General features: G+C 36.4%; 20 protein-coding genes, 1 tRNA gene and 1 pseudogene. 18 read left to right on the forward strand and 4 right to left on the reverse strand.

Features of this window, described 5'->3' with window-relative positions:
* Positions 1 to 169: 169 nt before the first annotated feature.
* The 7 genes from BR87_RS00005 to BR87_RS12970 all read left to right on the forward strand — a co-directional run bounded on the left by BR87_RS00005 (position 170) and on the right by BR87_RS12970 (position 7,120).
* Entirely contained in the window at positions 170 to 1,177 is a 1,008-nt protein-coding gene (locus tag BR87_RS00005) for a Gfo/Idh/MocA family protein (protein ID WP_035027234.1), read from the forward strand.
* A 354-nt stretch (positions 1,178 to 1,531) separates the two neighbouring features.
* Positions 1,532 to 2,839, forward strand: coding sequence for a DEAD/DEAH box helicase (locus BR87_RS00010; protein ID WP_035027236.1), 1,308 nt, complete (start codon positions 1,532 to 1,534; stop codon positions 2,837 to 2,839).
* Positions 2,840 to 2,919: 80 nt separating this feature from the next.
* Complete coding sequence (locus BR87_RS00015; RefSeq protein WP_035027238.1) at positions 2,920 to 5,604, forward strand: sigma-54-dependent transcriptional regulator; 2,685 nt, start codon at positions 2,920 to 2,922, stop codon at positions 5,602 to 5,604.
* 205 nt (positions 5,605 to 5,809) lie between these two features.
* On the forward strand, positions 5,810 to 6,127 hold the full coding sequence (locus BR87_RS00020; RefSeq protein WP_035027240.1) for a PTS sugar transporter subunit IIB: 318 nt from the start codon (positions 5,810 to 5,812) through the stop codon (positions 6,125 to 6,127).
* Positions 6,128 to 6,146: 19 nt separating this feature from the next.
* Entirely contained in the window at positions 6,147 to 6,494 is a 348-nt protein-coding gene (locus BR87_RS00025) for a PTS lactose/cellobiose transporter subunit IIA (protein ID WP_211249956.1), read from the forward strand.
* Between the two features lie 139 nt (positions 6,495 to 6,633).
* On the forward strand, positions 6,634 to 6,795 hold the full coding sequence (locus BR87_RS13145) for a hypothetical protein (protein ID WP_169741122.1): 162 nt from the start codon (positions 6,634 to 6,636) through the stop codon (positions 6,793 to 6,795).
* Between the two features lie 184 nt (positions 6,796 to 6,979).
* The gene (locus BR87_RS12970; protein ID WP_156959055.1) at positions 6,980 to 7,120 is read left to right on the forward strand and encodes a hypothetical protein; all 141 of its coding nucleotides are present in this window, start codon (positions 6,980 to 6,982) and stop codon (positions 7,118 to 7,120) included.
* A 519-nt stretch (positions 7,121 to 7,639) separates the two neighbouring features.
* Here BR87_RS12970 and BR87_RS00030 read toward each other — a convergent pair.
* Positions 7,640 to 7,713: transfer RNA gene (locus BR87_RS00030), tRNA-Arg, on the reverse strand.
* A 574-nt stretch (positions 7,714 to 8,287) separates the two neighbouring features.
* Between BR87_RS00030 and BR87_RS00035 the strand changes: the two are divergent.
* Positions 8,288 to 9,013: pseudogene (locus BR87_RS00035) on the forward strand (PTS sugar transporter subunit IIC); the annotation flags it as partial.
* A gap of 238 nt (positions 9,014 to 9,251) precedes the next feature.
* Here the strand turns inward: BR87_RS00035 and BR87_RS00040 are convergent.
* Positions 9,252 to 10,277, reverse strand: coding sequence for a LacI family DNA-binding transcriptional regulator (locus BR87_RS00040; RefSeq protein ID WP_035027244.1), 1,026 nt, complete (start codon positions 10,275 to 10,277; stop codon positions 9,252 to 9,254).
* Between the two features lie 293 nt (positions 10,278 to 10,570).
* Here BR87_RS00040 and BR87_RS00045 point away from each other — a divergent pair, with 293 nt between their 5' ends.
* The 7 genes from BR87_RS00045 to BR87_RS00075 are packed head-to-tail and all read left to right on the forward strand — an operon-like array spanning position 10,571 to position 18,882.
* Positions 10,571 to 11,893, forward strand: coding sequence for an ABC transporter substrate-binding protein (locus tag BR87_RS00045; RefSeq protein ID WP_035027247.1), 1,323 nt, complete (start codon positions 10,571 to 10,573; stop codon positions 11,891 to 11,893).
* On the forward strand, positions 11,890 to 12,768 hold the full coding sequence (locus BR87_RS00050) for a carbohydrate ABC transporter permease (protein WP_035027248.1): 879 nt from the start codon (positions 11,890 to 11,892) through the stop codon (positions 12,766 to 12,768). Before BR87_RS00045 ends, BR87_RS00050 begins: the two co-directional genes overlap by 4 nt.
* Positions 12,755 to 13,591: a carbohydrate ABC transporter permease gene (locus BR87_RS00055; RefSeq protein WP_035027249.1), complete on the forward strand. Its 837-nt coding sequence runs from the start codon at positions 12,755 to 12,757 to the stop codon at positions 13,589 to 13,591. Before BR87_RS00050 ends, BR87_RS00055 begins: the two co-directional genes overlap by 14 nt.
* Positions 13,592 to 13,602: 11 nt before the next feature.
* Positions 13,603 to 15,150, forward strand: coding sequence for an alpha-amylase family glycosyl hydrolase (locus BR87_RS00060; RefSeq protein ID WP_035027250.1), 1,548 nt, complete (start codon positions 13,603 to 13,605; stop codon positions 15,148 to 15,150).
* Between the two features lie 4 nt (positions 15,151 to 15,154).
* A complete protein-coding gene (locus BR87_RS00065; RefSeq protein WP_035027251.1) occupies positions 15,155 to 16,078 on the forward strand; it encodes a DUF1861 family protein in 924 nt (307 codons plus the stop codon).
* Positions 16,079 to 16,089: 11 nt separating this feature from the next.
* Positions 16,090 to 17,154 carry a BtaManbiosPhlase gene (locus BR87_RS00070; protein WP_035027252.1) on the forward strand — a complete coding sequence of 355 codons (1,065 nt, stop codon included), beginning with the start codon at positions 16,090 to 16,092 and terminating at the stop codon, positions 17,152 to 17,154.
* Entirely contained in the window at positions 17,155 to 18,882 is a 1,728-nt protein-coding gene (locus BR87_RS00075; RefSeq protein ID WP_035027253.1) for a phospho-sugar mutase, read from the forward strand. It begins immediately after the preceding gene.
* A 76-nt stretch (positions 18,883 to 18,958) separates the two neighbouring features.
* Here BR87_RS00075 and BR87_RS00080 read toward each other — a convergent pair whose 3' ends face one another.
* Complete coding sequence (locus BR87_RS00080; RefSeq protein WP_035027254.1) at positions 18,959 to 20,197, reverse strand: aminopeptidase; 1,239 nt, start codon at positions 20,195 to 20,197, stop codon at positions 18,959 to 18,961.
* Between the two features lie 478 nt (positions 20,198 to 20,675).
* On the opposite strand from BR87_RS00080, the gene BR87_RS00085 reads away from it, so the two are divergent.
* Positions 20,676 to 21,218: a TetR/AcrR family transcriptional regulator gene (locus BR87_RS00085; protein WP_035027257.1), complete on the forward strand. Its 543-nt coding sequence runs from the start codon at positions 20,676 to 20,678 to the stop codon at positions 21,216 to 21,218.
* Positions 21,219 to 21,291: 73 nt separating this feature from the next.
* Here BR87_RS00085 and BR87_RS00090 read toward each other — a convergent pair whose 3' ends face one another.
* Positions 21,292 to 21,744, reverse strand: coding sequence for a flavodoxin (locus BR87_RS00090; protein WP_035027260.1), 453 nt, complete (start codon positions 21,742 to 21,744; stop codon positions 21,292 to 21,294).
* A gap of 219 nt (positions 21,745 to 21,963) precedes the next feature.
* Here BR87_RS00090 and map point away from each other — a divergent pair, with 219 nt between their 5' ends.
* A complete protein-coding gene (gene map, locus BR87_RS00095; RefSeq protein ID WP_035027264.1) occupies positions 21,964 to 22,716 on the forward strand; it encodes a type I methionyl aminopeptidase in 753 nt (250 codons plus the stop codon).
* A gap of 673 nt (positions 22,717 to 23,389) precedes the next feature.
* The gene (locus BR87_RS00100; protein WP_035027266.1) at positions 23,390 to 24,433 is read left to right on the forward strand and encodes an acyltransferase; all 1,044 of its coding nucleotides are present in this window, start codon (positions 23,390 to 23,392) and stop codon (positions 24,431 to 24,433) included.
* Positions 24,434 to 24,528 lie beyond the last annotated feature (95 nt).

The raw sequence follows: 24,528 nt of genomic DNA on the forward strand, positions 1-24,528 counted from the left end.
AAAAAATACGTTTCATAATCAACCAAAAGGAAAGCAAACATAAAAGGAAAACTCTTTCTGTTCATGCTCATGAAAATTTGATATGATAAGAATGAAAAAAAACGTTTTCTACTTTTATGCAAAAGGAAAAAAGTCAGTAAGATATTGAAATGAGCTGGAGGAGATCACTATGGCATTACGTTTAGGAATTATTGGAACAAATTGGATCACGAATCAATTTGTAGATGCAGCAATTGAGACAGGTTTATATGAAATGGTAGGGGTTTATTCAAGAACGGTTGAAAAAGCTAAGGCATTTGGAGAACCGTATGGAGCAACTGTTTTTGAAATAGACTTAGATGTTTATGCGCAACATCCAGAAATAGACGTCATGTATGTTGCATCACCAAATAGTTTGCATTTTGAACAAGCTATGACTTTGATGAAAGCCGGCAAACACGTCATCGTAGAAAAGCCGATGTTCTCGAATCCAACAGAATGGGAAGCAGCAGTAAAAGTCGCGAAAGAAAATAACGTTTTTTTATTTGAAGCTGCTCGTCATATTCACGAAGAAAACTTTAACATTGTCAAAAACGAAATTAAAAATATTGAAAGCCTTCAAGGCGCTAATTTTACGTACATGAAATACTCTTCGCGTTACAGTCAAGTCTTAGCGGGACACGAACCCAATATTTTTTCTTTGACTTATTCAGGCGGAGCCTTAGCAGATTTAGGTGTTTACCCAATCTATGCAGCTCTTTCTTGGTTTGGTGTACCGGATTCAAGCCATTATTTCTGCACTAAGATTGCAACAGGTGTGGACGGAAAAGGAACTGCGATTCTGCGTTATCCTGATTTTGATGTAACGATCAATACCGGTAAAATCGCCAATTCTTATTTGCCTTCTGAGATTTATGGGTTAAACAAAACCCTTTCAATGGATGGCGTTACCGGCATCACGACGATTGAATTGATTGATCGTAAAACCGATTTAAAAGAAAATATTGCTCAAACGATTATTGCTAATCCGATGACAGAAGAAGCACAAGCTTTTGCAGAGGTATTAAATAACCCGACTGATGAAAAACAACTGAAAAACTACACCGAATGGCAAGAGTTAAGCCGTCAAGTTAACCGCGTGTTGACGGATCTTCGCCAAGATGCTGGAATTGTCTTCGAAGCGGATAAAAAAGCGTAATTGAATTAAGAAAAGGGTTAACAGAACAGAAAAAGGAGAACATCTTAAAAGGAACACTTGCTTTTAGGATTGCTTCGCTTTTCCTGTTCTTTTTTATAGAGTAGTGTATTATAAGTTTTTTGCATTCGATCTCTAGCGTTCAAGCCCTGACCTCTCGTAAAAAAGATGACTACTTCCCATTGCGCAGTATGCTCATTCAGGGGCGTATTCCCTATTTTTACGGAGGTCAAGGCGGGCTTGTCTCGCTTTTTTTATTTTGCTGTTTCGCTGCTTTAGCTTTTACAGCTTTTTTGGTATGATAGAAAGTAATGAACGGACCGATAATGGAAAATAGAGAAACGAGGACAGCATAAAATGAAAGAACAATTAGTGCCTGCCTTACAGCAGTATTGGGAGAAATTAGAGTATACGACACCTTCTGCCATTCAAAATAAAGTGTATGAACCCCTAAAAGAAGGTCGAGATGTAGTGGGAATCTCTCCAACGGGAACCGGGAAAACAGTAGCGTATACCTTGCCTTCGATTGAACAGATCCGACCAAAATCTGGTGTCCAGTTAGTGATTTTGGCTCCTTCACAGGAATTGGCAGTCCAAGTTGCAGCCGTCGTAAAAGAATGGGGCAAGCAGCTGGAATTAACAGTACAGACCATGATCGGCGGCGCAAATAAAAACCGTCAGATTGAAAAATTAAAAGAAAGACCAGAAGTGATTGTGGGAACTCCTGGCCGTATTTTGGAAATAGCAGAAACTAAAAAATTAAAACTACACCAAGTCAGAACCATTATTTTAGATGAAGCCGATCAATTATTGCAACAAGAACAATTGAATACAGTCCGGCAAGTCGTCAGTAAATTACCTGGAGAACGCCAAATGGCTTTCTTTTCAGCTACGAGCAATGAAGTTATGCAAGAGTTGCCTAAATGGTTCAATGTAGACCCTGAATGGATCGATGTGACTGATGAAGACCAATCTAAAGGAACAGTCACTCATGCATATATTGAAACACCTACTAGAAAACGCGTAGAAGTCTTGCGCCGTTTGACACGTATGGAAGATTTTCGCGGATTGGTTTTTGTTAACAACGTCGCGAATTTAACGTTAGCTTTTGAGAAGTTGCAGTATGAAGGGATTTCAGTTGCCGTGCTGCATGCTGAAAAATACAAAACAGAACGCCAGCACGCGCTGCAACAATTCCGCGATGGAAAAGTCAAGCTGTTGTTGACGACTGACGTGGCTTCGCGCGGATTAGATATCCGCGGGTTGCCGTATGTGATCCAATACGATTTGCCGCTGAATAAAGAAAGCTACATTCACCGTTCAGGCCGAACCGCCCGGATGGGACAAAAGGGAACGGTTTTAACCTTGGTTAATGAACGTGAATTACGTGAATTTAAAAAAATCATTTCTTCGTTAGAGTTAACTCTTACCCCATTATTTCTTTATGGCGGGAAGTTGGTTACTGAACGTCCGGAAGCGGAAGAAGCAATAGGTGACGAACAAATGAATAAATCAAAAGCCAAAGAAAAAAAAGCACCGACAAAATCAAAAATGGCTGAACCAAACACTCAATCAGCAGAGATGGCGAGCCCTATTAAGAAAAAGAAGAAACACCGCAAAAAGACAGATAAAAATAAAGGTGCTCGTAAAAAGAACAAATTTTAATACGGAGAATAACGGAAGAGATTCCGTTATTTTTCAACTAACCAAAGTATCCGGTTTCAGGAAGGAGTAGTCAGATCAGCATGCTGTCTCGTAAAAAAGATATTTTAGCGTATTTAGAAAACCAAATGGAACCTTTGCCGGCTAAGGAGATAGCTGAAGCATTAGCGTTGGACCGTGCAAATGTCAGCCGGTATTTGAATGAACTATACAAAGAAGAAAAAATTGAGAAAAGTAAAGGCCGCCCAGTGTTATACCAACTGAAACCTGGACAATCCATAAGAGAAGAAACAGAAGATCAAGGAGATGCGTTTGATCAATTAATTGGGCATAGTGCCTCTTTAAAAGTTATGATCCAACAAGCAAAAGCGGCAGTTTTGTATCCGCCGAGAGGCTTGCATACGATCATTTTTGGTGAAACAGGAACCGGTAAAACGCTCTTTGCCGAGTGCATGTACCAATTCGCTTTAGAAGCAAACGCCTTGCCGGCTGAGGCACCTTTTATCTCTTTTAACTGCGCAGATTATGCCCAAAACCCGCAATTATTGTTTGGTCATATTTTCGGTGTGAAAAAAGGGTCGTATACCGGAGCAACCGAAGACCGTTCAGGCTTGATCCATCAAGCGGATGGCGGAATATTATTCCTGGATGAAATTCATCGCTTGCCGCCAGAAGGACAAGAAATGCTTTTTACGTTTATTGATAAAGGCGTTTACCGTCCATTGGGTGAAAGCAGCGAAACGCATACCGCACAAGTGCAAATCATCGGAGCCACAACTGAAAACTCAGATGTTTTACTGGCTACATTCAACCGGCGAATTCCGATGACGATTACGTTGCCTCCGTTAGCTGAACGAACGATTGAAGAACGCTACGAATTGGTCGCTACTTTTCTGCAGCAAGAAGCACAACGGCTGAACCAAAAAATCGTGATCGAACGCGACGGCTTATTGGCGTATATGCTCTATCCAGCTGAAGCCAATATTGGCCAAGTACAACGTGATTTAAAGCTGGTTTGTGCCAAAGCTTTTTTGCATTACCGGACACACAAAACAGACTATTTAACGATTACGCAACAGGACTTGCCGTTAGCGGTGCAAAAAGGCTTGTTGTTAGTGAAAGAAGCCCCTGAACGGTTGGACCGATTAGTTGATCGGCATAAATCCCATTTTTCATTTGTTCCAACCAGTCAAAAAATGGCCATCAATCAAGATGTGGTTTCGGATATGACGGTTTACAATGAAATTGAAGAACGAGTAGATGAAGCGTTAAAAATGGGTGCTTTGGAAGAAGTGGATTTAGAAGGATTTATTCAAAAAAACCTGACGCATTATTTCAGCGAATACCTTGAGCAGTTGTCGTTATCTGATATTCATCAAGAATTGATTCCAGCCGATATCCGTAATTTGACCGAAAAAGTATACGATTTCGCAGAAGAACATTTAAATCGGACATACGAATCGAAATCCCGTTTCGCTTTTGCCTTGCATTTGCAAAGTACACTTGAGCGAATCAAAGAACAACGCCCAATCGTCCATCCCAATTTAAATGCCGTGCGAAAGAAGTATTCGAAAGAATTTCAAGTAGCGATTGATTTATCCGCCATCATCGAAGAACAGCTAGCCATAGACATTCCATTTGACGAAATCGGATTTATCACCATGTTTTTAACGTTAGATATTGAAGAACCGACTCAAGTTATGACGGAACAGGTGGGCGTGATGGTCTTGATGCATGGCAAATCAACAGCCAGCAGTATGTTGGAGACGGTTCAGGATCTGTTAGACACGACAGTCGGAACGGCCATCGATATGCCGTTAACGATGAAAGTGAAAGATATGTATGAAATTGTACGCCAAACCATTGCGGCTAACCGGGAAACATATCAATATGGGATCTTGGTACTGACCGATATGGGTTCTTTGAATGCTTTTGGTGATATGCTGGCTCAAGAATTAGGGCTAGAAGTGCGGACTCTTTCGATGGCCAGCACACCTGTGGTTTTGGAAGCTGTCCGAATGGCTAGTGTGGGGCGTCCATTAGAAGATATTTACCAAAGCTGCCAAATGGCGATGGGAAATACTTCGCGTCCGAGTCTAGAGACAGCGGCAGAAAAGCAACCGGCTGTGGTAGTAGCTTGTTTTACCGGCGAGGGCGTTGCTAAAAAACTGGAAGAACAGTTGAAAAAGGTGCTCAATTCAAACAGTACCAACATCATTCCTATGCAATTTTTGCAACTAGAAGATTTTATCCGGCGTATTGATCAATTAAGTGAACAGCATACGATCAAAGCCATTGTGGGAACTGTACCGGTTTATCACCGGAATATTCCTTACTTTTCCGCTTATGAAGCTTTTGATGAGGAAAAGGTAATGGAAATCAAGTACCAAGTGGAAGAACTCTCTCTTGAACAAATGAGCCAATCTTTGACCGGAACTTTAACACATGTCGGATCGGTCTACGAATTGATGGCTGCTTTGCAAAAAGTTGTACAAGAATTAGAAAAACAATTGGGTATTCAATTGCTTTCGGGTGTGAAAACAGGTATGATCCTGCATTTAGCTTTCTTGATGGAGAGTTTAAAATCAAGCAAAGCTTTGCGTCGATTCTCTAAAGCTGATCAGTATCTACAGCAATATGCTGTAGCAGCAGAGACCGTTAAGTCTGTTTTAAATCCATTAGAAGAACAGTACCAAGTTACCATTTCTCAAGATGAACGAGCTTATCTGGTTCAAATGCTGATTGAAAACCAGCTTACGAGAAGTTGATACAAGGTTAAAGCTGCAGCAAAGATTTTTTGTAGCAGCTTTAATTTACACAAAACAAATTAGTGTGTAACGTTATTTGTTTGTGTGTAAATGTAACCCTATACAGAAAACGCTGACAGATAGCGATTTCAACATTAGAAAAGTTGGCACGGAACTTGCTTTATATAAAGTGTAGGAACAAATAAAATAGATGGAGTGATTAAGAATGGCAGATAAAACAATTATGTTAGTATGTTCAGCAGGTATGAGTACAAGTTTATTGGTAACTAAAATGGAAAAAGCAGCAGAAGCAAGAGGCTTGGATGCAGATATCTTTGCAGTATCCGCAGCAGAAGCTGACCAAAACCTTTCTTCAAAAAACGTTGACGTTCTATTATTAGGACCTCAAGTTCGTTTCATGAAATCTCAATTTGAAAAGAAATTAGCAGATAAAAACATTCCGTTAGAAGTTATCAATATGCAAGATTATGGAATGATGAACGGCGAAAATGTTTTAAACCAAGCGTTAGCATTAATCAAATAAGTAAAAAGCAACAGGCGAAATGAAAGGAAGTTTTAATTTGGAAGAGCAAGAAAGTTTACAAACGATCATGGGACTGATCATCAACGGCGGAAATGCTAAAAGTGATGCAATGGAAGCCATTCAAGCTGCTAAAACAGGAGACTTTGATTTAGCTGAACAAAAATTAGCGGATTCAGATAAAGCACTTGTGGAAGCACATCATTCTCAAACAGCTATGCTGACAGCAGAAGCTTCAGGAGAAAAAATGAATCTTAGTTTATTACTTGTTCATGGGCAAGACCATTTAATGAACGCTATCACATTCCGTGATATGGCTTCAGAAGTAGTAGACGTATACAAAAAAATCGCTGGCGTACCAGCAGAATAATAAAACAGTAAAAGGTCTAAAAAGAGATGCATCCTCTTTTCAGACCTTTTTTTGTATGAGAAGTGCGCAAAGTTGACAGTGAATGCGATTTCTAAGACAATAAAGTAAAGAAAAAACTAAATAAGCGAGGATGAGCAAAATGTTGAAAAATGGGTTATTTGTCATGGCATTAGGCTTTGTAGCTCTTATTTTAGGGTTGGCTAGTACAGACGAGCACCAGTTTCTTACCTTGTTGATTGGCATTTTATTGACCATTATTGGATTTGTGATTTATAACCAAGCGGAACAAAAAGAAGATTAAAAAGGTGTTGTAAATTTTAAGCAGACTGAGTGAATCGATAGAAAGACTAAATCCTCTATTTAAATTAAAGGACGATTCAGAAAGAAAACTTATCATTTCCTTTACTTTTTGGTAACAAAAAAATCGTATTTTTCTAGTATTGTTTGGAGTGTACAAAAAGTATCTATTTTCAAGGAGATGGCCCATGATGGCAATCATAATCTATTACTTATTTTTTTCAAATTTACAACCCGTTATTGAAATTGACGAAAATAATGAACTTAAAGTTGTCTGGGAAAAGCCGAAAAACACTAGCAGAGATAAAACACTTCATGAAAAAAATTGAATCTGTCAGCATTAACAATAAAAAAACTGTCCCAAAAGGAACAGTTTTAAACGAATTGCAGATTTTTGAATCTGCCTCTTCGAGTTTGGACAAGTCTCCTATCTAAATCAGCGAGCTTGTCTATTTTCTTGTCTATTTTTTTTGTAGAGTCAGGTAAATTGCTCTAAAAAGAAGAAATTCAGCTTTAAGGCGGCAATGAAACCAGGAAAACACGAACCGTGGACGAATAGCCGCAAAGAAGCTGTGAGTTCGTCCCTAAAACAGGTTCCGTGGACGAATAGCCGCAAAGAAGCTGTGAGTTTGTCCCTAAAACAGGTTCCGCGGACGAATAGCCGCAAAGAAGCTGTGAGTTCGTCCCTAAAACAGGTTCCGTGGACGAATAGCCGCAAAAAGCTGTGAGTTTGTCCCTAAAACAGGTTTCGTGGACGAATAGTCGTAAAAAATCCGTAAGTTCGTCCTTACTACCCGGTTTCATGAACAAATAATCGCCAATCGAAGCAAGCCTACTTGTTTAACGAATGGTCCTAGGGAGATTCGAACTCCCGGCCTAACGTTTAGGAAACGTTTGCTCTATCCAGCTGAGCTATAGAACCAAATACTAACATCTTACATTTTCTCACGACTTCGAAAAATTGTCTAGTAAATTCAGCAGATGTTTTCAGGAAAAAGAATATGGAAAATAAAATAAAGAAAGTTCTTTGAAACTAATGATAATTCATTTGGGTTTCTCTAGAACACTAATCAAAAACTTAGTTAATTAATTTAACTAAGTTTTTGAGAAAATGTTATGCTTTAATTGAATCAAATGCAGCTTTAAATGGAAAAGCGAAAGAAGCGATCAAATAAAAGACCGCTTTTTATAAGAAATGTATAGAAAGCGCTTAACTTTTGTTTCTATTTCTTGCTTTCCAGGAGTGCAATTAAAGAGAAGTTTATTCTTAATCGATCCTTTTGCTTTAAACAACTGAACTGGGTTGTTTAATATGGTTTGGTAGCGTTTTCCTTGAAATGTTGGATAATCAAAAACAATTCTTAAAAAGAGTGTTTTTGATTAAAAATAGAAAAAGCAGGAGCAGTGATTGATAATGAGGAGATTGGGCATTCCAATTTATCCAAATCATAGTAAACCAGAGGAGGTAAAAAACTATATTGAGTTAGCTTCAAAATACAATTAGTATCTTTGGGATGATCAGAACGATTTTCTTTGCTTTCGGTGTAACCGATATCATCACTTCTTTCTATGATTTAGTTCAACAGCCATTTATGGGATTAGCGAATACTCTCCCATCAGCTATCTTATTAGCTTTCATTGCACCTTTCTTGTGGTTCTTCGGGCTACATGGTGCAAATATGATTGAACCTTTGATGCAGTCTATCAATGCGCCTGCAATTGAATCAAATATCGAAGCCATCAATAACGGCCTTGCAGCACCTTATATTGTAAATAAACCGTTTTTTGATTCTTTCGTTAACTTAGGCGGAACAGGTGCAACACTTGGTTTGATTATCGCTATTTTTATCTTCGGACGTCGAAATAAAGCGTACAAAGTAGTCACGAATTTAAGCTCTGCTCCAGGAATTTTTAATATCAATGAACCTATGATGTTTGGACTACCAATCGTTTTGAATCCCATCATGTTCATTCCATTTATCTTGACACCGATCGTGCTTGTAACAGTGGCTTATACTGCAACAAAATTAGGTATGGTGCCGGTAGCAACGGCTATGCCGCCATGGGTAACACCGCCAATTATTGGAGGCTTCTTAGCTACTCAAAGTATTGCGGGCGGGGTATTAGCAGCTGTTAACTTAGTTATTTCAGTTGTCATCTATGCACCATTTGTTAAGATTGCTGAAATCCAATCTTTGAAAATTGAAGAGTTAGCTGATTAATTTAAAACGATAATTAAATTAGCTGTACTTTTTGAAAAAAAGTTAAGTATTTATGAAAAAAGAAAAGGATAGGACAAAGTAGTATATCCTAAGTTTAATAAAAGAATGACGCTATTTTCCTGAAAGAATAAAGGGAATAGCGTCATTCTTTTATTTATCACTATATAAAAATAATGTCCTAAGATATGAAACGCTGATAAAGCATATTATAGGAGTATTCAAAAAATCCTAAAAAAATTTATGATTTTTCTTCATTAAGAGTCTTTGTCGAAGTACGAACAATTAACTCAGGAGTGATACTTACTTCGACAAAAGGATTATTTGGACTTTCAATTCTTTGCTCCATTAAAGTAACAGCTGTCTTGCCCATAAATTCTAAGTCAGTAGCAATACAACTGATTGGTGGCTGAGAAAGTCTAGTAAATTCAGTATCATCAAAGCACAAGACAGAAATATCATCTGGGACCAAATAGCCTTTCGATTGTAGATAAGAATTCAAAATAAAAGCTAGACCTGAATTTACACAAAACCAAGCAGTAGGCATATTGTTTAAAGCATCTAGTCGAGCATACAACTTACTTTGATCTTCTTGTATATTAGTAATAAGGTATTCGTTATTAAAAGAAATAGAGTAATCATTTAAAGCCTTCATATAACCTAACTGGCGTTCATCATAGCTAGGCGAAAAGGTTACTTCCCCAATAAACCCAATTTTTTTATGGTTTAACTGTATTAAATACTCAACAGCGGTATATGCTCCTGTAATATTTTGGCTGGTTACTGCATCAGCTTTAAAATGAGGATGATGATGATCAACAAGAACACAAGGGTATTCTAATGAAAGTATGTTTTGGATAAAGGTATTTTCAATATGAGAGAGAATAAAAATACCCGCCCAATCAGTAGATGATAATTTAGTTTGAAAATCTTTATCTTGAAAATCAAAATTCTTTATTTCTTTTACTGTAAGGTTATTACCAGAACTTTCCACATTTTTTTTTATACTTGATAATATAATTCCGAAAAAACTTGTTTGAGATAAAGCAAAAGTGGTAGCTAATAATAAAAACTCTTTAGGATGAGAACTGATACTCTCTTTTTTTTTTTCCACAAAGTTATACTGGTAACCTAGTTCTTCTGCAGCTTGTTTAACAAGTAGCTTGGTTTGTTCACTTACTCCATTTTTATTTCTTAAGGCTTGGGATACTGAATTTTTTGATATGTTCAGATAATTGGCAACATCTTGCATAGTAATTTTAGTCATTTAGATTCCTCATTTTTTCGATATTAAATAAAAATACACATTATTAATACAACTTTCATAAAACTGTACGTTAATATTCCTTTTATTAATTACAGAATACATTACTATGGACTTCTAGTCAAATTCGAGAACACAATGACACTTGATATATTAAGCCTAAACATTTTATTTAAATTACTAACATTACAGTAATTAAATTATTTTATTTAAAATAATGTTGACTTTTAATCTTTGTAATGCGATAATGTGGATGTAAAAGAAAGCGATTACCAAAAAAGACAGGAGGAAAGAAAATGAAATTGAAAAAGAGAGTTTTTGGAACAGCCATTATGGCCTTATTAGGAATAACCTTAGTAGGTTGTGGAAGTAATAGTAACTCTTCGAAAAAAGAAAACGGAAAAACAGAAGTTACATTTTGGGCAGCACCTAATCCACCTCAATTAAAGTATTGGAAAGAAATGGCTGCAGAATTTGAAAAAACAAATCCTGATATCGATGTTGTGGTAACTCAGATGAAAGAAAGCCCTTCATCTGAAGCGACAATCCAATCGGCAGTTGCTTCAAAAACAGCTCCAACAATGTCAGAAAATATTAACCGTAGTTTTGGTGCACAATTAGCAGAAAGTGAAGTTATTCTTCCATTGAATAAAATTGAAGGATTTTCAGATATTGTTTCTTCAAGAAATATGAACGCTACTGTAGATAGTTGGGAATTTTCAGATGGCAGCCAGTATATTTTACCTGTTTATTCTAATCCAATTATGTTTGCTTGGAGAACAGATGTCTTAAAAGATTTAGGTTATTCTGAACCACCAAAAACATATAGTGAATTAGTAGAAGTTGGTAAAAAGCTTAAAGAGAAATATCCAGAAAAAGTTATTTGGGCTAAAAGTGATTTGTCAGATCCTACTGGTTGGATGCGTTGGTTTGATTTCTTCCCACTTTATGATGCAGCGACTGAGGGGAACAGCTTTATTGAGGATAATAAGTTAACTGTGGATGATGAAGCAGGAGTAGAGCTTTTAACTATGATGGCTGATCTTCAAAAAGATAAATTACTACTTGCTGGTGAAGCAACGGACCCATTTGAAAACCAAGTAAGTATCATGGCAGATTTAGGACCATGGGCATTTCCAAACTGGGAAGAAAAATTCCCGGAATTAGTTTACGGTGAAAATTATACAGTTGCTTCTCCAGTAGTTCCTGACTCTATGGCAGATACTGAAAATGTTTCAACTTATGCAGATGCTAAAGGCATAGTAATGTATACTCAAGCCACAGAAGAGGAACAAAAAGCAGCAGTAGAATTTTTGAAATTTGTTTATGGTGATGTACAACATGATGTAGAACTATTAGAAACAACAAGTTTAATTCCTGCTCGTGATGATTCAACAGAAAATGAAGCATTTGCAGATTACTTTAAAGAACACCCTGAAATGAAATCTTTTGCTGAAAGTGTTAAAAATGCTGTTCCTGCTATGGACAACGCAAACTATAACGAATTGCAACAAATTATTGGTGAATCTGCATGGAATCCTATCGTGAGAGGAGAAAAAACTCCTGAAAAAGCGTGGAAAGACATGAAAGCAGCATTAGAAGGAGTGCTTAAAGAATGAAGAAAATGAACAATAAATTGGGCTGGTCTTTTTCCAGCCCTTACATTATTTTTACAGCTATTTTCTTTTTATTGCCATTAGGTTGGTCATTATGGCTTGCGGTAACGGATTGGGATATGATGTCGCCTAATGTAAATTTTGTAGGGGTAGGCAACTTTATTAAAGCATTCCACAGTCCTGCAATAAGAGCTTCTTTCTTTGTAACCTATAAGTTTTTATTTATATTTGTTCCGTTGGCTCTGATCCTTTCAATGGTGATCGCTTTATTGGTTAATAGTTTACCTAAATTTAAAGGGTTATATTTAGTAGCATTTTTCTTACCATATTTATCTAGTGGGGTAGTCACATCTTTAATTGTAAAAGGTTTATTATCCTATAATGGAGCTTTTAACACACTTTTAAGAAATAAGTTTGGTGTGGAAATTGATTGGTTAGGCAATCCTACATCGGCCTTATTAATTGTGTCGTTGATGATTGCTTGGAAGATGTCCGGTTATTATGCCTTGATCTTAAACTCAGGGTTAAGCAGTATTAATCAAGAAATTTATGAAGCAGCAGCGATTGATGGCGCAAGTAGCTTCACCTTATTTAGAAAGATAACGATTCCAATGTTATATCCTGCCTTGTTTACTGTTATTGTAATGGCAGTAGGAGTAAGCTTCGGTATTTTTACTGAAGTTTACCAATTAACCGGTGGTGGGCCGAACTATGCAACAAATACATGGCAAATGGAAATTTATAATCAAGCGTTTGTTAACTTACAATCTGGCTATGCATCTGCAATCGCATTGATAGCAGCAGTAGTTACATTTATATCAATCGGAATTATTAGAAAACTTCTCGAAAAGTGGGGTGAATCCAATGGTTGGTCATAGAAATAAAAAATTGATTATTACGACAAAATATATTGCTACTACTTTATTGCTCCTCGTTATGATTTTTCCTTTTATTTACTTGATTTTGCATTCCTTTGCAGCATGGGATCAAGTGGATCGAAATATACTACCTAGTGAGTTTTCATTGCGATCATGGATATGGTTATTCGGGGATTCTTCTACAGCAGCTAGCGCACCATGGTTAGGAGCATTTATGAATACTATTATTGTAACAACTATATCTACTTTCTTAATGCTGATTTTTGCCATAATGGTTGCTTATGCTTTAGCAAAAGTGAACTTCAGAGGAAAAAGCTTTGTTAATAATGCTCTTTTATTTCAAATGTTTTTCCCAGCGATCATTTTATTGATCCCGCAATTTTTAATGATAACGAATGTGGGCTTAACAGACACTTATGCAGGAATGATTATTCCGACAATGGTAAGTCTATGGGCCATTTTTATGTATACTAACTTTTTTAAAGCAGTTCCAGATTCCTTTATTGAAGCGGCAAAGTTAGATGGTGCATCAGAAATGACCATTCTTTTTAGAATTATGTTGCCTATGTCTAAGTCCATTACAACGGTAGTATTCTTATTTATGTACACTGACAGATGGACAAATTTATTATGGGACATGATTGTATCTAAGAGTGATTCGACAGTGACCTTAAACGTATTGATTTCGCAGATGTTTGGACCATATGCAACTTATCCAGGGCCGATGTATGCTGCTTCTGTTGTTTTGACATTGCCTTTAATTATTTTGTTTTTAATCTTTTCAAAAAAATTCCAAGAAGGAATGCAATATACAACCAAGTAGGGGAAAGTTAAATGAAAGAATGGTGGAAAGAAACAGTCTTTTATGAAATTTATATGCCTTCATTTAAAGATGGTAATGGAGATGGCTTAGGGGATTTTAAAGGAATAACAGAAAAGCTTAGTTATTTATCAGAATTGGGAATAGGCGGTATTTGGTTAACTCCATTTTATAAATCTCCCAGAATAGATAATGGCTATGACATAAGCGACTATAAAAATATTGATCCTATTTATGGAACAGAGCAAGACTTTAATATCTTTTTGCAAGAAGCGCATAATAAAGGAATAAAAGTGATAGTGGATTTAGTGATTAATCATACATCTATTGAACATGAATGGTTTAAAGAATCTGCTGCTTCTCGAACAGCATCTAAAAGAGATTGGTATATTTGGAAAGATATGCCTAATAATTGGGAATCCTTTTTTGGTGGATCTGCTTGGGAATACGATAAGCAAACAAACCAATATTATTATCATAGTTTCGCAAGAGAGCAAGCAGATTTAAATTGGAACAATCCAGAAGTACAAAAAGCTATTTTTGACGTTATTGATTATTGGTTAAAAAGAGGTATTGATGGATTTAGGCTTGATGTCATCAATAACCTTACTTTAAGAGATAGTTTCCCAGATAATCCGATTGATAAAAAGCATCATAAACAAATTCATATGTTCGATAAAAATCAAGAAGGAATCATTGAAACCATTAAAGAAATAGCAAGTTTTATTAAAAATAAAACTAACGAAGCTTTTATGGTAGGAGAAATTAGTTCGGATGAAGTTGAATTGATCGCTAGTTATTCCGAAGATGACTTATTAGACGTAACGTTTAATTTCAATTTTGGAAGTATTGAGGATCTGGACATCAATTATCTGTTTGAAGAAATGAAAAAAATGGAAGAAGTACATTCAAATGGTAACTATCCGACTCTTTTTTTTGGAAGTCATGATATGGGAAGACTTTGGTCTAGATTAGCATCCGAAAAAGTTGAAACTGCTGAGCTTTTAGCAGCACTTATGCTTACAGCAAAAGGTGTTCCTTTTATATATTTTGGAGACGAAATAGGGATGGAAGATTTTGTTGCAGAAACTACAGATGATTTAAGAGACATTCAAGGAATAATGGCCTATCGTTTAGCATTAATTGATGACCAAACCCAAGAACAAGCTTTAAAGATAGCAAATGAAAAGACTAGGGATAAAGCCAGAGCACCAATGCAATGGGAAGACGATTCTTTTTCAACAAATGCAGCGTGGATACCGAGTGCGCCTAAAGTTGGAGAAAGGCGACACCGTTTATCCTTATTTTATAAAAAGTTAATAAGGTTAAGAAAAATGCATGCTTTAAGCTATGAAACTTATGTATTTTTGAAATTGCAGAAACAGTTATTGTACTTTCAAAGAGGAAGTGTTCTTGTATTATTAAACTTTGGCTTAAATGTAGAAAAAATTAAGGGAAATTGGAAAGTAGAATCTGTGCTTCTAACTAATGCATCAGTTAAATGGAGCAACACTGAAATTGAAATTCCGGCATTATCGGTAGCAATATTGACTTTGAGGTGAAAAAATGGATTATTGTGAATTACTACTAAAAGAGTATAGACAAAAGAATACTAAAAAAGAATCAACAAAATTAATATTTAAAGATGTAGAACCTAATGACGTTTATAACATTACAGCTCCTTTTGAAACGAGAGAAGGTTTAGTTATTGCTGGTCGTGTAGAAGCCAGGGATAGTGAAGATTCAAAAGTAATGTTTTTTACTGAAACAAAAGAAAATACTTGGTGTCTTATAAAAGAAGCACCCGTATTTAAACTCCAAGACCCATTTATTACAAAAATTAAGGGGCAGCTAGTATTAGGTGGAGTTGAAGTATTTCCTAAAAAGAATCAGCCTGACTTATTGGATTGGAGAACTTGTTTTTATAAAGGCAATACGTTAAAAGAATTGGAATTGTTTTTTGAAGGTCCAATTGGAATGAAAGATATCCGATTAAAAGAATTAGAAAATGGTCAATTACTTTTATTAACCCGCCCTCAAGGTGAAAAAGGAGGACGTGGGAAAATTGGAGTTTCTATTCTAAATACTATAAGAGATCTCACGATTGAGGCAGTTGAAGCAGCGCCACTTATAGAAAATCAATTTACTGAGGGAGAATGGGGAGGCGCAAACGAAATCCACCAACTTGATGAAAATACAGTTGGGATACTTGGACATATTGCGAATTTTGATAAAGAGGGAGACCGACATTATTATTCGATGATTTTCAAATTAAATTTAAAAACTTTAGAAGCTTCACCTTTGAAAATAATTGCTGAACGTAAAGATTTTATTATTGGCGAATCAAAAAGACCAGATCTAAGAGATGTTGTTTTTAGTGGTGGGATGATTCGACGTAACGATCAAATGAGTGTGTTATATGTAGGAACAAGTGATGCTGAAGCACAGAAAATAATAATAGAAGATCCATTTCTTAACATAAACAGATGAGGAGAAAAATAATGAATATATATAGATACGAAGAAAATCCAATGATTACACCGGTAGATGTTAAACCATATCACGAAGGATTTGAAGTAATAGGTGCATTTAATGCAGGAGTAGCAAAATATAAAGATGAAGTACTTCTTTTATTAAGAGTTGCTGAAAGACCAATTAGTGAAAATCCCGATATCGTTAAGGTACCAATCTATAATACAGAAAGTAAGGAAATGATCATTAAAGAATTTGACAAAAATGACAAAAATTATATTTTTGATGATCCTAGAACTTTTCGTTCTACTGACAAAGTAGAAGGATTTTCATATTTGACTTCACTTTCATATATTCGCATTGCTCGTAGTAAAGATGGTCGTAACTTTACAGTGGATTCAGAACCGTTCTTATATCCTTTTAACGAATATCAATCTTTTGGTATTGAAGATGCAAGGGTTACACAAATGGGAGACACTTATTATATTAACTTTAGTTCGGTATCAGAAGTGGGTGTTTGTGATTCATTAGTTTCAACAAAAGATTTTGTAACATTCACAGATAAAGGCAATATTTTTGCTCCTGAAAACAAAGATGTATTGATTTTTCCCGAAAAAGTAAACGGTCTTTATTATGCGTTACATAGACCGAGCCTTAAAAGTATTGGAAACTATGATATGTGGATCGCAACTTCTCCAGATTTACAACATTGGGGAAACCACAAACACTTAGCAGGAGTTAGAGAAGGACATTGGGACAATGGACGTATTGGTGGAGGATTAGTACCTATCAAGACTGAAAAAGGATGGTTAGAAATTTACCATGGTGCTACAAGCGAAAGTCGATATTGTATGGGAGCTATGTTATTAGATTTAGAAAATCCAACTAAAGTGATTGCACGTACCAAAACGCCAATTCTTGAACCCGAAGCAGAATATGAAAAGAAAGGTTTCTTTGGAGAAGTGGTTTTTGGATGTGGAGGAATCGTAAATGAAGATATTCTTCAAATGTATTATGGGGTTTCTGATACATCCATGGCATGTTGTGAATTAAGTATTCAAGAAATTTTAAAACAGTTGGAAGAAGAGATGTAAATGGATTGGGAAAAAAAATATACAGAATGGGTTCAATTTGAACAGTTGTCGGAAAACTTAAAACAAGAATTAGATACTCTCAATGATAAAAAAGAATTAGAAGAACGCTTTTATCGTTATCTTGAATTTGGAACAGGAGGTATGAGAGGGGAACTAGGCGTCGGGACAAACAGGATAAACATTTATACTGTGCGAAGAGTAACACTTGGTTTAGCTGAATATTTATTGAAAACAGACAAAGATGCTGCTTCTAAAGGTGTGGTCATTTCATATGATAGTCGCCACTTTTCAAAGGAGTTTGCTGAGGAGACGGCATTTGTTTTAGCAGATAAAGGAATAAAAGTGTTTTTATCGGATGAGCTAAGGCCTACGCCTTTATTATCTTTCTTAGTGAGAGAATTTGGGGCAGCTGCGGGAGTAATGATAACGGCCAGCCACAATCCTTCTAGTTATAATGGGTATAAAATTTATGGAGAAGACGGCGGGCAAATTACACAGGATACTGCTAATCATATCAGTAAGTTATTAAACGAGATAGAGAATGAACTCTTTATTACAGGTGGAGAATTGGAAAGCTTTATCAAATCTGAAAAAGTCGTTATTTTTAGCAAAGAAGTTGATCAATTATACCTTGCACAAGTAACGAAGGTTCTAAAGAAACCTCAGATCATTGAGAAGAGTGCTATGGATTTCAAAATTGTTTATTCACCATTACATGGAACAGGTTTAAAGTTAGTAGAAAGTGCTTTAAGGGAGAATGGTTTTAAAAACCTAAAAATTGTTAAAGAACAAGCAATCCCAGATGGGAATTTCCCGACTGTTTACTCTCCAAACCCAGAAGAAGAAAGCTCTTTTCTCTTGGCCATGGAATTAGGAATAAAAGAAAAGGCTAATATGTTAATGGCCACTGATCCAGATGCAGATCGTCTTGGTGTAGCTGTTTTAAATGAACAAGGAAAGTATCAAATATTGAACGGAAATCAATTAGGTGTTCTATTATTAAATTACCTTTTATTGCATAGCGATGATGAACTGCTAAAAAATGCAGCAATTATCAAGACTATAGTAACATCAGATTTAGGTACTCTCATAGCTAAAAAATATGGAGTTAAAGTATTTAACACTTTAACTGGGTTTAAATATATTGGAGAAAAAATTACTGAGTTTGAAAAGCAAGAAAGTTTTCAGTTTCTATTTGGGTATGAAGAAAGTTTTGGCTACTTGATTCGTCCTTTTGTACGCGATAAAGATGCTGTTCAAGCAGCACTTCTAACCGCAGAAGTTGGAGTTTACTATAATGAACAAGGAAAGACCCTGTTAGAGGCTCTTGATGAAATTTATAAAGAATATGGTTATTATTTAGAGGCCTTAGAGACAATGGTTTTTAAAGGCGCAAAAGCAGAAGCGGAAATGCTAAAAAGTATAGAAAAATGGAGAGAGACACCTCCACAATTTATTAATGGAATAAACGTCGTACAAATTGATGACTATTTAACACAAGAATCAAGAGACTTAGTAAAGAAAGAAGAAGTTGGCATCAAGTTACCTAAGTCTAATGTTTTGAAGTTTTATTTAGCAGATGGTTCATGGATATGTATACGACCTTCAGGTACAGAACAAAAATGCAAATTATATTTTTCAGTACACGAAGATAATGAAAGTGAAGCACAGGAGAAACTCAACAGTCTCAAAACTGCCACGATGAAAATATTCAAAGATTTTAACTAATCAATTATATAAAGCATAAAACACTCCTCAAACAGCGTCAGTTGTTTGAGGAGTGTTTTATAGTATCTTTAGCACATTACGCCCAGTCGCCGTTACGGAAGATTGGAACGGTACTGCCGTCTGCTCGAACTCCATCAACATCCATGTCTTTTGAACCGATCATAAAGTCTACGTGGACGGTAGAACGGTTTAAGCCAGCTGCTTTTAATTCTTCTTCGGACATTTCTGTTCCGCCGATCAAACTAAAGGCATAAGCTGAACCTAGAGCTAAATGGTTTGAAGCATTTTCGTCAAATAACGTATTGTAGAACGTAATACCCGATTGTGAAATAGGAGAAGGGTCCGGTACTAAAGCCACTTCACCTAAGCGAGCTGCTCCTTCATCTGTTGCAATCAAGCGTTTCAAGACATCTTCGCCTTCTGCAGCAGTCACGTTTACTACTTTGCCATCTTTAAAAGTAAATTCCATATCTAAAATAGTGGTTCCAGCGTAGCTCAAAGGTTTAGTACTTCTAACCACACCGTCAACACGATTGGCATCAGGAGCTGTAAAGACTTCTTCTGTCGGCATATTGGCCATGAAACGTTCTCCGCGAACATTATCACTACCGGCGCCTTCCCAACGGTGGTTAGCTGGTAATCCAACTGTCAAGTCTGTGCCAGGGGCTGTATAGTGTAAAGCAGAAAATTGTTCTTTGTTTAATTCGTCTGCTTTTTCATTTAACGTCACATCTTTTTGTTCCCATGTAGCAATTGGATCAGCGTCGTACATATGAACTGCCTTAAAGATGGCATCCCATAATGCATCCACTTGTTCTTCTTCCGTTGCTAAATCAGGGAAGACTTTAGCTGCCCATTTTGCACCAGCAGCAGCGGCAACAACCCAGCTGACTTTGTTTGCTTGTGTAGCTTTCCGTTGTTCGCTTAAAGCTTTTCCAACAGCTGCTTGATAAGCAGCAACTTTTTCGCCATCTACACCCGCTAAAGCATCTGGATCAGAAGAACGCAAACTGATTCGGCTTGCGCCTTTAGCGATCATATCTAACGATTCGTCTATTTTGTATTGCGGAATATCAGTCAAAACGTCTTGTGGAGTCCCGATAAACTGTTCGCGGTTTACGATATCATCAGACCATTTTACAATAACTTCTTTAGCTCCTAATTCATACGCTTTCTTTGTAATCAAGCGGGCAAGCGGTGCTTGATCAACATCTGTTTGAAGAATCACTGTGTGTCCTTTTTGAACGTTGATGCCTGTCTTAACGATGGCATAAGCATATTTGTTTAAAAGCTCATCAAAATTTGGTAATACCATAGTATCATTTCCTCCAATACTCTATTTTTTACTTGCTGAAACACAAGTTAACCTAATAATCATAGCACAAGAAGAGAGCGGAAACAATTTGTTGAATTGAAAAGTTCTTAAGAACTTTCTCCTTAAAAATAAAAAGCCAAAAACTCCATTTAGTTTGTTGGTAAAATAAGAGTCCATTTGGCAAAAGGTGAATCGCTTTTTTTTTTATGACATTAGTGATAAAATACGTATAGGATTAAATGTCTAAAAAAATCCACTAAGTAACTAAACTTGTTCAACTCACCACTCACACGATTAGAGAAAATACTAGGATAACCAGACAGGCAACTGAATAATTCACAGTAGATCAACTTACTTTTCCAGCAAGAGACAATGTTCTATGGAAAGATAAGTTTGTTTTTATTAGTTTAAGTATAAGCAGATGCTGATGGAACTAATCAGAACGATAACCAAATAGAAATAAAAAGAGGTGAGCCAAATGGCTAGAAAGAAAACAATATTAAAATCTCATATTCTTGATACCGCATATGAGGTTGTAAAAACAGAAGGATTTGAGGGATTTACAGCCCGGAATATCGCAAAAACAATGAATTGTTCGACGCAGCCCATTTACTTGGAATTTAAAAATATGGACGATTTAAAAAATGAGTTATTTGCAAAAGTTAAAGATTATTTAGTAGAAACGGTGTTTCAAAAGAAACGAACAGATGATGCGGTATTAAATACCTGCCTCAATTACATTCATTTTGCAAAAGAGGAACCGGTCTTCTTCCGGGCGTTGTTTTTAGGAGATGAATTAGGAGCCGATCGGATGTACGCTCTTCCTTTTGAAGCCATGTTGGCTGCTTTTGAGCAAGAAGCTAAAACAAAAGAATTAACCAAAGCAGAAAAGAAACAAGCATTTGAAAAAATATGGATCGTGGTCTATGGAACAGCCGCTCTTGTAGCCCAAGGGTTGATAAAATTTGATGAAAAAGCTGTTACGGCCAATGTAAAAGAAACAATTGCCAAAGTTAGTTAACAGAATAAAACAAAGAACCGGTCTGACATAATCAGGTCGGTTCTTTACTTAGTACAAGATAGGAATGTCTCATTTATAGTGATGCGGCTTTTTCCACTAAAGATTTTGCAAAAGCTTGCAAGTGTTCAATGTCTTCTTCACCAGGATCTAGATCGACTTTGACACTTTCAGCGCCTTCAACAGCGCCAACTTTTTTAAATTGCTCGGTAAAGTCATCGACAGATTGACAGAATTTGTCATAAAATGTATCGCCTGAACCATAAGTACCGAATACTTTTCCGGTCAAATCAATCTCAGCCAACTCTTCATAAAAATCAACGATTTCATCTGGCAAATTGGCATCATTGCCATACGTGTAAGTTCCTACGAGACAAATATCGACATCTAAAAAGTCTTCCGGATCTGCTTGCATACAGTCAACAGTCTCCACTTCTACATCTAAACTCTCTAACGCTTCTTCAACGATATTGGTACATTCTTCAGTATTGCCAGTTAAACTTGCGAACACGATCATAGCAGTAGTCACTGATCTTCATCCTTTCTTTCTTAAAAACGGGCTTCTTCTTAGCAAAGTATACCAAAGATTACAGACTTTTCGCAACGCCAATCAAGCTGGAAAAGAGGCGTAAAAAGGGCTTCAAAAAAGCAGACAGTAACAAAAAATGAAGAATGGTTCACTTTTTAAACTTTTAAGCCTATAATAGAAAGAGTTACTGTGCAAAATGAATAGAAAAGAGGAATGAAATTGATTACACTAAAATCAACACGTGAAATTGATGCAATGGCTGAATCAGGTGCTTTATTAGCCAGCATCCATGAAGCTTTACGCGACTTTATTAAACCAGGTGTAACTGGATCAGAAATCAACACATTTTTCCAAGACCGCATTGAAGCAGGCGGCGGAATTGCTGAGCAAATTGGTTTTGAAGGGTATGAATATGCAACTTGTATTAGCGTCAATGATGAAATTTGTCATGGATTTCCACTAGACAAACCGTTAAAAGACGGCGATCTCATTAAAGTAGATACCGTTGTGAACTTACGCGGCGCCATGAGTGATTCTTGTTGGAGCTACGTGGTCGGCGAATCCACACCAGAAATAGACAAATTGATGGAAGTAACAAAACATGCACTTTACAAAGGAATTGAACAAGCACAAGTCGGAAACCGTATTGGGGATATCGGCCATGCTATTCAAACCTATGTTGAAGGAGAAGGTTTTTCAGTCGTGCGGGAATTTGTCGGTCACGGCATTGGACCGACGATGCATGAAGCCCCTTCTGTTCCGCATTATGGCGAAGCAGGCAAAGGTTTGCGTCTAAAAGAAGGAATGGTCATTACAATCGAGCCCATGGTCAATACTGGAACATGGAAATCAAAAATGGACGACAATGGCTGGACTGCTCGTACAAAAGATGGCGGATTGAGCTGCCAGTACGAACACACTTTAGCTATTACTAAAGAAGGCCCAAGAATCCTAACCCAACAAAAAGATTAAGGATGCGGAGTGACCCTGAGAGACACACAGCTCAACTAATAGGATGCGAAGTGCTTCCGATCATTCAGTTGAAAAAACAAAGTATTTTGCTTACAAATCAAGCACACATTCTATAGGATAATGATAAAACAGCTCCAAAAGTCAGATGAAAAATCTGTCTTTTGGAGCTGTTTTTGTGTATATGGCGCTCAACAGTCTTTATTCCATTAAATATGTGCTTTTTGGAAATGACCGAAAAGCACATATTAAAAAAACTCTCAAAAAATTAGTTTATGAACCGTAAATACAGAGAGTTTAACCACTTAAGGTCCTTAAAAGATCTTTATGTACCGCGAATAAAAATTTTTAACTACTTGTGGTGCCTAAAGGAGGTTTATGTACCATAGGTCAAAAAAAATTATAGTTTATAGTCCTAAAAGAAGATTAATGGGACATAACAAAGCTTTCGTTCAATCTTCGTATGGTACTCAACCGGTTTTTATCCAGTTTAATCCCATCGGACCTTTTCGGACGCAGCCGAAAAGCACTTTTTAAATATCTTGATCTATAAGCACTTGATTCATACTATTTGAAAAATTCGAAAACAACTAGCAAAAGTACAGTTGTTTTCGGATTTTTTTGTTGTTTGGTATACTGAATGAGAAAAGAAGATGAGCTGGAGGGGGAGAATAAAATGAAAAACAGAGTTTTATATGCAGATGTCCTCCGAGTAGCAGCTATCTTTTTAGTCATTGTGATCCATACTGTATCTCTTGATTTTGGTTCATATCCGGTTGCTTCTTATCAATGGCAGACGTTGAACATCTATAACGGTTTCTCTCGTATTAGTGTGCCGTTATTTTTTATGGTCAGCGGCATCTTCTTTTTAGACCCTCAAAAAGAAGTCCCTATCAAAAAACTGTACCAAAAAAATATTTTTCGTATCGTACTCGCTTTTATTTTTTGGTCCGCGTTGTATGCGCTTATTTTTACAATATATGAATACCGTACAGTCAATGGCCATGTAGTAAAACTGATGTATCAAGCATTTATTGAAGGTCATTTCCATTTGTGGTTTTTATTCCGTTTAATTGAAGTCTATGTAATGATCCCGTTTTTAAGAAAAATTGCTGAAGACAAGCGATTAATAGAATATTTTTTGTTTTTCTGTTTTGTTGTTGGTTTCCTCAACCCGACTTATCATGCATTCCCGCTTAAATCAACCACCACGATTGTTGAAAGAGGCCTTAATTTAGACATTACATTTGGTTACCTCGGTTATTTTTTTGCTGGCTATTATTTATCGCGTTATTCCTTGTCAAAAATCGCAAAACTATTTATTTACAGTTTAGGCATAGCTGGAGTAGTTGGCACGATTTTCGTAGCGAATGTTCACTCGTTGAAGACGGGGAAACCCTACAGTCTTTCATATGAATACCTAACACCTAACGTCTTTTTTACGAGTACAGCGGCTTTTTTATTCGTTAAAGAAAGTTTGCAACAGCATGAATTATCTGAAAAGACAAGCAAATGGATAATTGAACTTTCTCGTTATTCATTTGGAATTTATTTAGTTCATGTACTGATTCGTTTTATTTTTACAAAATTTGGACTAACAACTTTCATCTTCACACCGATCCTGTCTATTCCGCTACTAGCCGTTTTGTTGTTCTTAGTCAGTTATCTCTGTGTTAAGCTGTTATCAAAGATTCCTTTTCTAAAACGATTTATTTTATAAGCTGAATCTGATTAGGAAAAGAAAGTTTCATTGATCGAAATTTTTCCTGTCTAAGGAATTCGCTAGTTTTTTTGCGAGAGAATCAGTATAATGAA

It is taken from the genome of Carnobacterium mobile DSM 4848 (assembly GCF_000744825.1).
GTDB classification, from domain to species: domain Bacteria; phylum Bacillota; class Bacilli; order Lactobacillales; family Carnobacteriaceae; genus Carnobacterium_A; species Carnobacterium_A mobile.